Here is a 13,912-nt window from a genome sequence, read left to right as displayed (position 1 = left end):
CGTTTCGTTTTAGTTACGGTGCACCAATATCTGAACTAGCCAACAGATCAAACCTAAATATGATCTATTTGTCGATAAAACAGACTTATTCATCGATTACCATTGTGTAGCGAAATACACAAATATACTTTTGAGTAAAAAGAAAGATAAAATGAAGAAAATATTATTGACAGTAACTCTTGTTATAACATGCGGTAGCCTTGCTGCACAAGGCTCTATGGGAGGTATGGGAGGAGGAAGACCTCCCGGAGGAGGCAAAGGACGAGGGGAAGGCCATGCCCCTATGCATCAAGGTAATTCTCGAGACGAGAGCTTTTTTATTATGGGTATACCTGACATTCCGAACCTAACCCTTGAACAACGAGAGAAATTGAGTAAAACGATTTCGGATGAACGGAAGGATATCTTCAAATTGATGCAAGAGAAACAAGAGCTAAAAATGAGATCAGAGAATCCCGGAATAGCAAATAAAGAAAGATTAAAACTTACAGAAAAAATAAGTAAAACAGACGAGAAGATTAAGACTAAACAAGAGAAATACGACAAAAAGTACAAGTCTATACTTACATCGGAACAATACCACATATTTGCTGAAAAGAAACAAAGCGTGGAGTTCCGCGAACCACCCAGAAGGAGACTCGAAGAGAAAGGAGATCAACGCCCTTCAGCAATGCCAAACGAAGGTACAGCTCCCGATGAATCACCAGATGGAATGTTTTGAAAACATTAAGATACAATTTAAAGATGAGCATTTATTTTACTAAAAATTTGTTAGGTTTAGTAATGGCAGTAACCGGACTCTTCATTCCGGTTGCTGCTTTCTCTCAAAAAAAATGGACATTAAGAGAGTGCATAGACTATGCCAGACAAGAAAACATCCAAGTAAAGAAGTCCATTATCACTACAGAAAGTTACAATGTAGATATTTCACAATCGAAGGCTGCATTGTTTCCGAGTTTAAGCGGAAGTGTTTCGCAGCGATACACAAATTCTCAGTCACCGGATGGTGCCGGGAATTATCATTATGAAGGATTGTTCAATGGGGAATATACATTAAATGCAAACTGGACAGTATACAATGGTGGAAAAAATAAGAACAATATTAAACAAGCTCAACTAAAAAAAGAAGCTCAAAACCTAAATACAGAAAATATCCGTAATCAGACTGAGATATCTATTACACAGGCTTATTTACAAATTTTATATAGTAGAGAGTCGATAAAAAACAACGAGAATATTCTAGCATCGGATGAAGAGCAATTGAAACAGAGCAAAGAGTTTCTTGATGCAGGAAGTATTACACACAGTGAATATGCTCAGGTGGAAGCTCAATATAGTTCCGACAAATACAATCTTGTACAAGCACAAAGTTCTTACGAAAGTTATAAGTTACAACTGAAACAATTGCTCGAATTAGATTATGATGAAGAGATAGACATTGTATTTCCTGAGATAAATGACGAAGATATACTATTATTTATTCCTTCAAAATACGAAGTTTACAGAAGAGCTCTGAATATAATGCCCGAAGTAGCAAATAGCAAATTAAATATCCAGCTGGCTAATCTCAGTAAATCATCTGCAAAGGCTGGCTATCTACCTACTGTTTCTGTTACAGGAAGTATGGGCACCGGTAATATATTTAATAATTCACCCTCTTTTGCAACACAAATAGGACGAAATTTCAATCAGTCTATAGGGCTTACGCTTAGTGTGCCTATTTTCGATAATAAACAAAACAAGTCAAACGTAAAAAAGGCAGAGCTCGACATACAGACAGCTCAACTAGACTTGATAGATACAGAAAAAACATTATTAAAGACGATAGAAACCTTATACCAAGATGCAGTATCGGGGCAAAGCAAGTATAGAGCAGCTAAGGATCAAGTAAAATCTTCGGAATTGAGTTATCAGCTCGTACTAGAGCAATATTCACTAGGAATACGCAATACAGTAGAGCTCACTACCGAGAAAAACAATTATGCCAATGCTTTACAGTCTTTACTGCAAGCCAAATATACAGCATTGCTAAGTTTGAAATTACTAAATTTCTATCAAGGACAAGAATTAACGCTTTAATAAGATAATGATGAAAAGAAAATCCAAGAAATATCTGATAATAGGAGCTATAGTACTCACTTTATGCTGTATAGCTTTTCTTATATTCCCACAAGGGAAAAAGACAATAACTACATTAACAACAGCTAAGGTAGACAAAGGGAACCTTTCTATAGCCATCACAGCGACAGGAACAATAGAACCCATTACCCTGGTAGAAGTAGGTACACAGGTTTCGGGAGTAATATCTAAAATATATGTGGATTACAATTCGGAGGTCAAGGCCGGACAAGTACTTGCCGAACTAGATAAACGCCTACTCGCATCTGAACTGGAAAATGCAAATGCAGCACTTCAATCGAGACAAGTAGATCTGGATCTTCAAAAGAAAAATTATGAGAGGCAAAAAAGCCTTTGGGAAAAACAAGCGATCAGCAAGGTTGATTGGGAAAATGCCGAATCGACATACAAAACCGCTCAACTGGCTGTAACATCTTCCAAAGCAGCCGTATTAAAGGCTCAAACCAATCTTGGTTATGCAACTATTACTTCCACAATAGACGGAGTAGTTGTTTCCCGTGCCGTAGAACAAGGACAAACGGTAGCTGCATCATTCAGCACTCCGACTCTTTTCACCATCGCAAACGACCTGACCAAGATGCGCGTAATAGCCAATGTAGATGAAGCAGATATAGGCGGAGTAAAAGAGGGACAACGAGTATCTTTTACTGTGGATGCTTTTCCCGAAGACGAATTCCAAGGGAAAGTAGTGCAGGTAAGACTGGAAGCAACAACTACATCCAACGTAGTTACATATCAAGTTGTAATAGATGCACCCAACCCTGACCTCAAATTAAAACCAGGGCTGACAGCAAACGTAAACATCTATACAATGGAAGAAAAAGACTTACTATTGATTCCTTCAAAAGCTTTACGTTTCAACCCTGCACCCGAAGTAATGAAAGATATAGAAGGGTTAAAGGTATCAGAACAAAGAGGTCCTGTTGATCCTAATAATGATAAAACTCAGAAAATAGTATGGGTAAAGGACGGAGATAAGCTATTACCCAAACATATTGTGATTGGTAAAACCGACGGCATACATACGGCTATAATAGAAGGACTGCATGTAGGAGAGGAAGTTGTAACCGGAGTATCACAAAAGACAAATGGTGATAAACCCGAAGGACAAACGAATGGAAATGGAGAATCTAGCCCTTTTATGCCAAAACGCCCCGAAGACAATAAGAAAAAATAACGTAATGACTAAAGAAATTATAAGAGTTGAAAACCTTAAGCGAAACTATATTGTTGGTGATGAAACGGTTCTTGCTTTGAGGGGAATAGACTTTAGTATATCCGAAGGCGAATTTGTCACAATCATGGGTACAAGCGGCTCGGGTAAATCTACTTTATTGAATATACTGGGCTGTTTGGATACACCGTCCGATGGTGAATATTATTTGGATGGGATTTCTGTACGCAAAATGGGTAAAAATGAAAGAGCAACCCTCCGGAATCGTAAGATAGGATTTATATTTCAGTCTTACAATTTACTGGCAAAAACAACAGCTGTTGAAAACGTTGAGCTGCCATTGATGTACAATCCGGATATATCGGCAAAAGATCGTCACCAAAGAGCCATAAAGGCTTTGCAAGATGTAGGACTGGGAGACAGACTGAATCATAAATCGAATCAAATGTCGGGAGGGCAAATGCAACGAGTAGCCATTGCCAGAGCATTAGTGAACGAACCTGTTATCATATTAGCAGACGAAGCAACAGGGAATTTGGACACTCGTACTTCGTTCGAAATATTATCACTGATGCAGCGGTTACACTCCGAAGGACGTACTATTATATTCGTTACACACAACCCCGAAATATCGGCATTTAGCAGTCGTAATATTGTTATACGAGACGGACGTATCAAGGAAGATACAAGGAACATAAATATTCAATCGGCAAAAGAATTTCTCGCTAAATTACCGGTAGAAAACTGATATATTAAAATGAATTTCATCAATCTCTTTAAAATAGCATTACGAGCCCTTAGTGGTAATAAGTTTAGGGGATTCCTTACTATGCTTGGTATAATTATCGGTGTAGCTGCCGTTATTACGATGCTTGCAATAGGTCAAGGATCTAAAAAAAGTATACAGGATCAGATTTCCACAATGGGCTCTAATATGATAAATATACGCCCCGGAACCGGACAATTTGGGGGTGTGCGCCAAAGCTCTTCCAGTATGCAAACATTAAAGATGGAAGATTATCAGGCAATCGTAGATCAGGCAGAATTCATTTCTGCAGCATCGCCGGAAGTTCAATCTTCGGGGCAAGTGATTTTTGGAGCAAATAATGCCCCAACATCTATCTATGGGGTAAATCCTTCTTTTCTTGATATCCGCAAATATACAATAGCACAAGGTGAAATGTTTACCGATGCCGATGTGAAGACGTCTGCAAAAGTATGTGTAATCGGACAAACTGTAGTTGATAACCTATTCACGAATGGAGAAGATCCTGTAGGGCAAACAATACGTTTCAATAAAATTCCATTCAAAGTCATCGGCGTATTAACATCAAAAGGGGATAATACAATGGGAATGGATCAGGATGACCTGATGATATCACCTTATACTACTGTACAAAAGCGTATATTGGCAATAACTTATATACAATCCATATCGGTTTCGGCGGTTAGCGAAGATGCTACAGATCAAGCCATTTCGAGTATAGAAAATATAATGCGGCAACAACATAAAATAACAGGAAATCAGGAAGATGACTTCAATGTACGATCGCAAAAGGAACTAATAACTATGATGAGTTCTACAACCGACATGATGACTATCTTGCTGGCATGTATTGCCGGAATATCTCTTTTTGTTGGTGGCATCGGTATTATGAACATCATGTATGTATCGGTAACAGAGCGCACAAGGGAAATAGGTTTGCGAATGTCTATCGGAGCCAAGGGATTTGATATATTGATGCAATTCCTTATAGAATCTATACTATTGAGCGTTACAGGAGGCGTTATAGGCGTGATCATTGGTATTGGCAGTGCATATATTGTGAAAAATATTTTAGCATGGCCTATCGATATTCAAGTTTATACTATAGCTTTGTCTTTTATAGTATGTACCGCTACCGGAATATTTTTTGGGTGGTATCCGGCAAAAAAAGCGTCGACTCTCGACCCTATAGATGCACTCAGATACGAATAACGATGAAAAACTTTATAAGAATATTTCCACATGTACTTATTTGGACAATTGTTTTAATTGTTCCTACTTATCTGATGTCAAGAGAAGGGGTATTTGATATCAAGCCTTTCTACAATTATTGCATACGTGTTGCCCTACTAGCGATACTGTTTTACCTCAATTATTTATATTTGATAGAGAAATTTTTATTCAACCGTAAGATTATTACCTATATAAGTATAAATATTGTGCTTGTTATCATTATTGTTGCATTACAAACAGTAATATCAGACCTGCTCGCTTTTTCCATACCCTTCAATATGCAGGAACATCCAAGAGAATTCCCACGAATGGAAGAACATCGAAGAGGTGGTCCCGGAGGTCCTCCTTTGATGAAATTTATTATAGACTATATGTCTATTTTCTTTCTCATTGGTCTTAGTGTTGCAATAAAAATGACAGCCCGTTGGTATAAAGATTCTATCACTTTCGAGAAAGTAAAAAGTGTACAATTAGAAGCGGATTTGCGAAATCTTAGAAGTCAGCTGAATCCTCATTTTCTATTCAACACATTAAATAACATATACTCGCTTATTGCCATAGATCAAAACAGAGCTCAGGATGCAGTACATCGCTTGAGCAACTTGCTGAGATATGTTATGTATGATAATGATCAGAAATTTGTACCATTGGATAAAGAACTGGAATTCACAAAAAACTACATCGATTTGATGAGACTTCGTCTTAGTTCTACGGTAAAGCTCAATGTTGAAATAAATAGCGCAGGAAGCAAAGATCTGATTGCATCCCTGATGTTTATTACACTTATTGAGAATGCTTTTAAACACGGAATAAACAATGGAGATAATAGCTTCATTAATATAAGTATCTTGGTTGATCCGGGAAAAGGTGTTTTATGCACTGTAGAAAATAGCTTGATTGAAAAAGCTGAAAATATGGAAACTCATAATTCAGGAATCGGACTTGTAAATCTTACAAAGAGGTTGGAGTTGTTATATCCCGACAGATATGAATTCATCGCAGAAAAACGCTCTGATCGCTTCTTTACATTATTGAGGATAGATTTCAAAAAAACAGAAATAACAGTATGACTCTCAAATGTATAATAATAGACGATGAACCCTTGGCTATCGATTTACTAAAATCATACGTCTTAAAAACATCTTATCTGGAGCTAGTTGGAACATTTAATAGCGCACTATCTGCTATCAGCACAATAAATGAGAGACAGATAGATCTACTATTTCTTGATATCAATATGCCTCAGATCAATGGACTTGAGTTTTCAAAAACAATACATGCATCTACACGTATTATTTTCACTACAGCATATGATCAATATGCGGTTGAAGGCTTCCGTGTAAACGCTTTGGATTATTTACTCAAACCAATCAACTACACAGATTTCTTACAGGCAACAAACAAAGCACTAGAGTGGTTTAAACTGGCAAATATATCCCATTCAACAACAAGTATATTTATAAAATCGGGTTACAGAATGGAAAAAATAGATTTTGATAATATTCTGTATATAGAAAACCAGAAAGATTATGTGAAGTTCCATCTCGAAAATCAAAAAGAACCAATTAGCTCTTTAATGAGTATGCAATCGCTTGAAGAAAAACTTCCAAGTAATTTATTTATGAGAGTACATCGTTCTTTTATTGTCAATCTGAAAAAAATAAAAACAATAGAACGAAATTGTATCGTTTTCGGGAAAGAATATATTCCTGTCTCGGAATCATATAAAAACAAATTCATGGATTTTCTTAACAAACATTTTTTTTAAATCCCCTCTCCATCCACGATTTTTATCGTGACAAATAATCACCCTCCATTATACTCTAGCAATCAATAAGATCATCGCTAATCTTATTGATTGCATATCCAAACCTAAGCATTTGCAAAATATTTTTTAACAAAAAAGATATTGCATTTTTAAATTTTATCATGATCTTTGCAACGTGAACGATCGTTCACGTCTTTTATTTTTAACTCAAATAATGAAATATAGTAGAGAATATATATTAAGGAGAGCCTTTGATGTTTTCATGAATAAAGGCTATGATAGTGCTTCAATATCTGTCTTACAAGAAGAATTACAGATGTCTAGGGGTGCGTTGTATCGCTATTTTAAAAATAAAGAAGAGCTTTTTAACGCTGTTATTGATGAATATTTCTTTAAGATATTCGATAAGTTGCAGCACAATATGGATAAACATACATACTCTTTAGAGAAATTTATAGAAGTAATGCATAGGCGGCAAAAAATATTTGTCAATGCTTTTACCAGAGCAGGGGTTACTCATACTATTTTCTTAAATTATACAGCTCTTGTAATACAGGCCGGCAAGCATTATCCCAATTTCTTGGAACGCTTCAAAATAATAAACAATCGATCTTTGGAGTCATGGAAAGATGCTATGCGAAACAGTATAAAAGCAGGTGAAATTAAGGATGATATAGACATCGATATCTTAGCTATCTTGTTTAATAATACAAGTGTGAAAGAAACCTCTGACAGGGATTGTAACGATTCTTCATTCGCTATTAATGTAATGCAGGATATGAATCGGAGGATGGAAGTAATGCGTTATTTATATAGCCTAATAAAAGTATAGCGTTGATGAACAATGAAATGTGAATGAATGTTCATTATAAAAACAGCAACATAGAAAAAAATATCAAGACAACGCTCAGAAAAGAGAATTCATTTATATACTCATCATCATTAGACAATTTATAATACTAATTACCTCATGTTAAGAAGCTATATATTTATAATATTTATTATTTCATCAGTTACACTACTTGCTCAAAATGATACAGATTTAATGTATTTAGGCAACGATAGCATACGTCAGCAGTACGACAGTGCAATGAAAGACCCTCACATTTTTCGTCCAAGGCATTTAGAAATATCTGAGAGGGATGCTATAAAAATGGCAGACCGGATGCCTGCATTCGCTGTATATAGGGACACCTATTTTGTTACGGGGGTACCACTGGATGAGAAAATTTCAGAAAACTCTGCTGATGTAACTTTCCAGCTAAGTATAAGACAACGACTGACCAGAAGTATCTTACCTTTCAAATCATTTTTGTATTTAACTTATACACAAAAATCATTTTGGAACATATATGCTCAATCAAGTCCATTTAGGGATACAAACTACAATCCGGGGGTAGGGCTTGGAAAGTATATATTGTATAAAGACAGAGTAGTTGGTGCCGCCTTCGTACAGTTGAAACATGAATCCAACGGGCGTGATGAGGAAGAATCCAGAAGTTGGAACTATTTAAGTTTATCAATGAAATATTATTTCAACGCCCGATTCAATATTTCTGGGGAAGTTTGGATTCCATATGTAGACGGGGGGAATAATAAAGATTTGCTAGATTATAGAGGACTCGGCTTTGTATCGGTCAATTACACAAGTGATAAACATCGCTGGTGGCTTTCAGCAGATATCAATCCTCGAAAAGGATGGGGTAATGTGAATACAACTCTAACCGCTGCATTTAAAATGTCAGACAGATCAAACCAGTATTTATTTGCTCGTTTCTACCAAGGGTACGGAGAGAGTCTGCTCGGCTACAATCAATACACGATGAATATAAGAGTAGGTATTTGTATAAAACCTAATTTCTATAATTTCTTTTAAGAATGTTTGAATTAAAAAAATTTCGTTTCAAGACATGGCATTTTGTTCTACTATTCGTCCTTTTTTTTATTCTGGTAAACATTATCGGACTAATATCTATAAACGGTAACTCATACTCTATTGAAAATGAGATTGCGCAAATAGAAGAAATATATGATTTGTCTGAAATAGAAAATTCGACTGAGATTGTGTCTATTATTTTTTACAAAGAAGACTCAAATATTTGTGGTAAAATGATGCATAATATAAATCAGCTAACAAACAAAAACAGTAAGTTTTACAGATCGGAAGTAAATAAGAACTCCGAATTATATAAGAAACATAATATATCCGGGGTTCCTTGTACTTTGATACTTAAAAATGGAGAAGAAATAAGTCGCATTATGGGTTTAGTTCCAACCTCCAATCTGGAAATTATCTATAGTAGGATTGCTAAATAGTTGTAGGTAGTATAAAACAACACACTAATATGTTTATTAACTCAATAGGATATTACGTCCCGAAAACAAGGATTCCAAACGATTATTTCACCGAAATAAACGGATTAACAAGCGATTGGATAAGTCAACGTACAGGAATCTTAACTCGTTCAAGAGCTTCGCAGGAAGAAACGATAGACTATATGTCTAGCAAAGCCATAGAGTCGGCATTACCCGATCTTCCCTACAAAATAGAAGATATAGATCTGATAATTTTTGCATCATATACGCCTAGCGATACAATTGTTACAACAGGGCATTATGTACAGGGCAAATACAATATATCAAATGCAAAAGTATTCTTTGTATCATCAGCATGTTCATCGGGACTCAATGCGATAGAAATCATATATTCTTTCTTCGCATCGCAGATAGCCGAAAAAGCATTGCTTATCTGTGCAGATCGGAACTCAACATATTCGGATGATACAGATTGCGTATCAGGACATTTGTGGGGAGACGGAGCTACGGCTTACTTTTTCTCAACCGAATCCTATTCAGAAAAAGATCCTCAGATTATAGATATCACAACACAAGGATTAGGTCATATAGGATTAGCTTCGAGAGCAGTGTATCTTGATCCTAAAGGAGATGGTTTGAAAATGCCTCATGGCAAGGATGTATTTATGCAGGCTTGCACATATATGGCGCAAAACACGAAGGATATAGTCGAAATCAACGGATATTCGTTAGATGATCTAACCTTTTTTATAGGACATCAGGCTAATATGAGAATATTAAAGAATGTTGCGAAACAACTAGCAATACCCGAAGAAAAAGTATTAACGAATATTCAAGAGTTAGGCAACACCGGCTCAACAGGTGCCCTATTGGTATTGGCACAAAATATAAAAAAAATCGCACGAGGAGACCTGATATGCATATCGGTCTTCGGCGGGGGATATTCTGCAGGCTCATGCCTGATCAAGATTCCCTAAATATAAAATTAAAGAAATATTATTATGGTTTATCAACGTACTTTAAAAAACAGTTTTTCCTTACATGGGAAAGGATTGCATACAGGACTAAATATACATATCACATTCAATCCGGCTCCTGAAAATTATGGATATAAGATCAGACGTGTAGATATACCGGGAAAACCGATAATAAATGCTTTAGCAGAGAACGTTACAGCTACCCAAAGAGGAACTGTAGTATCAGCCAATGGTGTTAATGTGAGCACCGTAGAACATGCTATGGCTGCATTATACGCATGCGAAATAGACAATTGCCTGATAGATGTAGATGGACCCGAATTTCCTATATTAGATGGAAGCTCGATTTTGTATGTCAGCAAAATAAAAGAAGTCGGTACAGAAATACAGAATACAGCAAGAGAATATATTTCGATAAAACGCAAAAAAATTAAGGTTGTAGATAAAGCTACCGGATCGTCAATGATACTAATTCCGGATGAGTCTTTTAGTATAGAATCACATATATCTTTCAACTCTACATTCCTAAAAAGGCAAGATGCAACAATGCATGACCTATCTGAGTTTCCAAAAGACTTTGCTTCTGCACGAACATTTGTGTTTGTAAAAGAAATTGAATCTCTACTCAATAATAACTTAGTGAAAGGTGGAGATTTGGATAATGCTATTGTTATATACGATAAGCCAATAGAGCAAGAAAAGTTCGATCTATTAGCCGACATGCTGGGAGCAAAAAGAAAAGATTCTACAAAGCTAGGATATATCATGAACAAGCCTTTGCTTTATCCGAATGAACCGGCTAGACATAAATTGTTAGACATTGTAGGTGATTTAGCTTTAGTCGGTCGTTTTATAAAGGGAAAAGTTATAGCTAATTGTCCGGGACATAAAATAAATAATATGTTTGCCAGAGCCATTAGAGAAGCGGTATTTCCAAGTGTACAAGAAGAATCCGTTATACTGCCTGAAACAACTCATGCTGGTCTATATTCTTTAGCTTAATCAATAATGAAAGATATATTACAATTTATATTGCATAACAAAATTGTACTGATAGGTATGTTGATCGGTTTCATAGCCTCATATATCTATTGGTACTATTTTGCATGTTATTGGGGAACATATCCCCTTTCAGCTGAATCTTGGGTAAATTGTGGTTTTGGTACAATATTAGGAGGCTTAGTTGTCACGTTAATCAATTAAAATTAGTATATTTACATATAAGATATGCTAACCAAACTAAAACTATTCGCCATGCTAAAAAAAGATATTCGTATAAACGCCACAGCTATCTGGCAGTATCTGTCAGAAAGAGGCAAAATGTCGGTTCAGGAAATTGAAGAATTAACACATTACAAAAATTCGTTGATACTTCTTGCATTAGGTTGGCTCTCGAAGGAAAACAAAGTACGCTTTTCAGTCAAAAATGAAAACCTATATGTTGAACTAAGTAGTACTCCTACTGAAATATACTACTAGGAAGTGACTCTATTCGGGAACTATATCATATTCTCAGAAGGAAATATGATAAATTATCTCAGAAGATTTTAGCGTTAAAAAGCATTAATTTACAAAACTAAAAACTTCTGCCACAAAATCATTGTGTAACTTTATCATCGTTTCTTTTAGAATAATTTATGAATATTAAGAATCTATCACTATTTATCTTGTGTATGCTAAGTATTACTTCATGCATAAAAGATGAGCCGCTCAATATGGAGGCGGACATTATAGATATGAAAGTTGAAGATGAAGTATTTATCACTCGCGCTATAACAGAGCATACTGTTCAGCTTTTCGTTTCTGACAATGCTGATTACTCACATCTTACACCAATAATTGAGGTTACCACCGGAGCGACAATTGAGCCCAAATCGGGAACTTCTCAAGATTTTTCGAATGGAAAAAATGTTATCTATATAGTAACTTCCGAAGATGGGAAGTATACAAAAACATATACTGTAACAGTAACCTCCAAGATTAGTCTTAAAAATACGTTCGAAGAATGGACAACAGCGGGTACAGAAAAAGCACCGTATCCGATTTTAAGTGATCTATTATGGAGTAATGCAAACTCGGGACTATCTATTTTGGTAGGCACCGGATCATTAAAGTTGGATCATTATCCTACCGATAAAACGGCCGACTGTGTTAATGGAAAATATGCTGCGATACTACGCACAATAAAAGGAACAACGGTTTTTGGAATAGACTACCCTATTTTTTCCGGATCACTTTTTAGAGGAGCTTTTTCCGCGAATATGTCTAACCCTCTAAAATCACTAATATTGGGGCAGGCTCATCCGAAAGAAAATGGTAAACCAATCATGTTCAATGGTTACTATAAATATACGCCGGGCGATATTTTTACAGGCAAAGATGGAAAAGTTATAGCAAACAGAACAGATTCGCTGTCGATGTATGCTATAATATTTAAAGTGAGTAAAGGTGCTCCCGCAAACGAAGAGTTTCTTGATGGAGAATCAATTCTTACATCGCCTAGAGTTGTAGGAACAGCCAAGTGGTCTCATACTGACGAAAGTATAGTGGAAACGCCAGCTAACAATGGGTTTATACATTTTTCTATACCATTCAGATATAAAGAAGATCTTGATTTTACGAAAAATGATTATCGTCTTACGATTGTTTTGGCATCAAGCAAAGATGGAAACGAATATCAGGGGGCGGTAGGGAGTACTCTCATTGCTGATGATCTTGAACTAGTATGTGATCCTATAAAATAAGAATATATCTGATGAGATTAAAATATAACATCATCCTAGTACTTGCAACAGTATTAATGATAAGTAATAATATTTCAGCGCAGAATTCTGATAACAAAACATTTGATCTGAGCTTTATCCTAGGGTTTAATATGGGAGCAACTGCTCCTGTGCCTATTCCGGCTGAAGTAAGAGAGATTAATAGTTACAACCCAAAATTCAACCCTCAATTAGGATTCAATCTAGTCTATAAACTCAACGAACGATGGGGTGTAGGTACAGGACTAAGTCTCGATTGGAAAGGGATGCGAGTTTCCGATCATGTGAAGTACATGTACACAAGTGTTACTCTGACCGAAGGGAGCGAAAAGCTTACAGGTTACTTTGTAGGAAAGAATGTAACAAATGTAGATATGACTTATCTTACCATACCAATATATGGCACATACCGATTCAATGACAAATGGCAAGTGAAACTGGGCGTATATGCAGCAAAAACCCTTTCATCCACATTTGACGGATATGTAAATGATGGATACATCAGAATAGACTCTCCGGTAGGTCAGAAACAAGAAATAAGCGGAGAGGGTGCAACATTCGACTTTGGGGACGACTCTCGTTACTATGATTTTGGACTATTAGCAGGAGGTGAACATCGCTTAAATAACCGTATCGGGTTTTATGGCAGTTTCACATGGGGACTTCTTCCTTATTTTTATTCGGGATCAAACCCTATTAAATTCACGTTCTACAATATATACGGTACACTAGGTATCACCTATCGATTCAGCAAATAACTATAATAGCTTTTTTTGA

General features: G+C 36.0%; 16 protein-coding genes. All 16 read left to right on the top strand.

Translation table 11 applies throughout. From position 1 onward, the window contains the following. Window positions 1-151 precede the first annotated feature (151 nt). The 16 genes from E4T88_RS05330 (at window position 152) to E4T88_RS05255 (ending at window position 13,893) form a co-directional block, all read left to right on the top strand. Window positions 152-721, top strand: a complete 570-nt coding sequence (locus E4T88_RS05330) for a hypothetical protein (protein WP_135104414.1) — start codon at window positions 152-154, stop codon at window positions 719-721. Window positions 722-744: 23 nt separating this feature from the next. Further along, window positions 745-2,079 (top strand): TolC family protein, encoded by a 1,335-nt coding sequence (locus E4T88_RS05325; RefSeq protein WP_135104413.1) that lies wholly within the window; start codon window positions 745-747, stop codon window positions 2,077-2,079. A 7-nt stretch (window positions 2,080-2,086) separates the two neighbouring features. Then, on the top strand, window positions 2,087-3,316 hold the full coding sequence (locus E4T88_RS05320) for an efflux RND transporter periplasmic adaptor subunit (protein ID WP_135104412.1): 1,230 nt from the start codon (window positions 2,087-2,089) through the stop codon (window positions 3,314-3,316). A 4-nt stretch (window positions 3,317-3,320) separates the two neighbouring features. Beyond that, the gene (locus E4T88_RS05315) at window positions 3,321-4,061 is read left to right on the top strand and encodes an ABC transporter ATP-binding protein (protein ID WP_135104411.1); all 741 of its coding nucleotides are present in this window, start codon (window positions 3,321-3,323) and stop codon (window positions 4,059-4,061) included. Window positions 4,062-4,070: 9 nt separating this feature from the next. Then, window positions 4,071-5,291: an ABC transporter permease gene (locus tag E4T88_RS05310; RefSeq protein WP_135104410.1), complete on the top strand. Its 1,221-nt coding sequence runs from the start codon at window positions 4,071-4,073 to the stop codon at window positions 5,289-5,291. Between the two features lie 2 nt (window positions 5,292-5,293). Then, on the top strand, window positions 5,294-6,382 hold the full coding sequence (locus tag E4T88_RS05305) for a sensor histidine kinase (protein WP_135104409.1): 1,089 nt from the start codon (window positions 5,294-5,296) through the stop codon (window positions 6,380-6,382). Further along, window positions 6,379-7,080 carry a LytR/AlgR family response regulator transcription factor gene (locus tag E4T88_RS05300; RefSeq protein WP_135104408.1) on the top strand — a complete coding sequence of 234 codons (702 nt, stop codon included), beginning with the start codon at window positions 6,379-6,381 and terminating at the stop codon, window positions 7,078-7,080. Before E4T88_RS05305 ends, E4T88_RS05300 begins: the two co-directional genes overlap by 4 nt. A 214-nt stretch (window positions 7,081-7,294) precedes the next feature. Next, complete coding sequence (locus E4T88_RS05295) at window positions 7,295-7,912, top strand: TetR/AcrR family transcriptional regulator (RefSeq protein ID WP_135104407.1); 618 nt, start codon at window positions 7,295-7,297, stop codon at window positions 7,910-7,912. A gap of 138 nt (window positions 7,913-8,050) precedes the next feature. Beyond that, window positions 8,051-8,956 (top strand): phospholipase A, encoded by a 906-nt coding sequence (locus E4T88_RS05290; RefSeq protein ID WP_135104406.1) that lies wholly within the window; start codon window positions 8,051-8,053, stop codon window positions 8,954-8,956. Between the two features lie 2 nt (window positions 8,957-8,958). Continuing rightward, on the top strand, window positions 8,959-9,396 hold the full coding sequence (locus tag E4T88_RS05285; protein WP_135104405.1) for a thioredoxin family protein: 438 nt from the start codon (window positions 8,959-8,961) through the stop codon (window positions 9,394-9,396). 29 nt (window positions 9,397-9,425) lie between these two features. After that, a complete protein-coding gene (locus tag E4T88_RS05280; protein WP_135104404.1) occupies window positions 9,426-10,373 on the top strand; it encodes a 3-oxoacyl-ACP synthase III family protein in 948 nt (315 codons plus the stop codon). 24 nt (window positions 10,374-10,397) lie between these two features. Continuing rightward, window positions 10,398-11,375: a UDP-3-O-acyl-N-acetylglucosamine deacetylase gene (locus E4T88_RS05275; RefSeq protein WP_135104403.1), complete on the top strand. Its 978-nt coding sequence runs from the start codon at window positions 10,398-10,400 to the stop codon at window positions 11,373-11,375. A gap of 6 nt (window positions 11,376-11,381) precedes the next feature. Next, window positions 11,382-11,576, top strand: coding sequence for a hypothetical protein (locus E4T88_RS05270; protein WP_135104402.1), 195 nt, complete (start codon window positions 11,382-11,384; stop codon window positions 11,574-11,576). Between the two features lie 24 nt (window positions 11,577-11,600). Next, a complete protein-coding gene (locus E4T88_RS05265; protein ID WP_438503321.1) occupies window positions 11,601-11,852 on the top strand; it encodes a winged helix-turn-helix domain-containing protein in 252 nt (83 codons plus the stop codon). Between the two features lie 158 nt (window positions 11,853-12,010). After that, window positions 12,011-13,117, top strand: coding sequence for a PCMD domain-containing protein (locus E4T88_RS05260; RefSeq protein WP_135104401.1), 1,107 nt, complete (start codon window positions 12,011-12,013; stop codon window positions 13,115-13,117). Between the two features lie 11 nt (window positions 13,118-13,128). Then, window positions 13,129-13,893, top strand: coding sequence for a porin family protein (locus tag E4T88_RS05255; protein WP_135104400.1), 765 nt, complete (start codon window positions 13,129-13,131; stop codon window positions 13,891-13,893). The last annotated feature ends 19 nt before the right edge of the window (window positions 13,894-13,912 follow it).

The sequence above is a fragment of the Dysgonomonas mossii genome (assembly GCF_004569505.1).
In the GTDB taxonomy this organism is placed as follows: domain Bacteria; phylum Bacteroidota; class Bacteroidia; order Bacteroidales; family Dysgonomonadaceae; genus Dysgonomonas.
Note: the sequence above shows the minus strand (reverse complement) of the source record. Positions and strands in the feature narration are given on the sequence as shown.

What these genes read in the sequence shown, in the direction of transcription:
- E4T88_RS05330 (WP_135104414.1), top strand. Translation starts at nt 152, where the DNA reads ATGAAGAAAATATTATTGACAGTAACTCTTGTTATAACATGCGGTAGC.
- E4T88_RS05325 (WP_135104413.1), top strand. Translation starts at nt 745, where the DNA reads ATGAGCATTTATTTTACTAAAAATTTGTTAGGTTTAGTAATGGCAGTA.
- E4T88_RS05320 (WP_135104412.1), top strand. Translation starts at nt 2,087, where the DNA reads ATGATGAAAAGAAAATCCAAGAAATATCTGATAATAGGAGCTATAGTA.
- E4T88_RS05315 (WP_135104411.1), top strand. Translation starts at nt 3,321, where the DNA reads ATGACTAAAGAAATTATAAGAGTTGAAAACCTTAAGCGAAACTATATT.
- E4T88_RS05310 (WP_135104410.1), top strand. Translation starts at nt 4,071, where the DNA reads ATGAATTTCATCAATCTCTTTAAAATAGCATTACGAGCCCTTAGTGGT.
- E4T88_RS05305 (WP_135104409.1), top strand. Translation starts at nt 5,294, where the DNA reads ATGAAAAACTTTATAAGAATATTTCCACATGTACTTATTTGGACAATT.
- E4T88_RS05300 (WP_135104408.1), top strand. Translation starts at nt 6,379, where the DNA reads ATGACTCTCAAATGTATAATAATAGACGATGAACCCTTGGCTATCGAT.
- E4T88_RS05295 (WP_135104407.1), top strand. Translation starts at nt 7,295, where the DNA reads ATGAAATATAGTAGAGAATATATATTAAGGAGAGCCTTTGATGTTTTC.
- E4T88_RS05290 (WP_135104406.1), top strand. Translation starts at nt 8,051, where the DNA reads ATGTTAAGAAGCTATATATTTATAATATTTATTATTTCATCAGTTACA.
- E4T88_RS05285 (WP_135104405.1), top strand. Translation starts at nt 8,959, where the DNA reads ATGTTTGAATTAAAAAAATTTCGTTTCAAGACATGGCATTTTGTTCTA.
- E4T88_RS05280 (WP_135104404.1), top strand. Translation starts at nt 9,426, where the DNA reads ATGTTTATTAACTCAATAGGATATTACGTCCCGAAAACAAGGATTCCA.
- E4T88_RS05275 (WP_135104403.1), top strand. Translation starts at nt 10,398, where the DNA reads ATGGTTTATCAACGTACTTTAAAAAACAGTTTTTCCTTACATGGGAAA.
- E4T88_RS05270 (WP_135104402.1), top strand. Translation starts at nt 11,382, where the DNA reads ATGAAAGATATATTACAATTTATATTGCATAACAAAATTGTACTGATA.
- E4T88_RS05265 (WP_438503321.1), top strand. Translation starts at nt 11,601, where the DNA reads ATGCTAACCAAACTAAAACTATTCGCCATGCTAAAAAAAGATATTCGT.
- E4T88_RS05260 (WP_135104401.1), top strand. Translation starts at nt 12,011, where the DNA reads ATGAATATTAAGAATCTATCACTATTTATCTTGTGTATGCTAAGTATT.
- E4T88_RS05255 (WP_135104400.1), top strand. Translation starts at nt 13,129, where the DNA reads ATGAGATTAAAATATAACATCATCCTAGTACTTGCAACAGTATTAATG.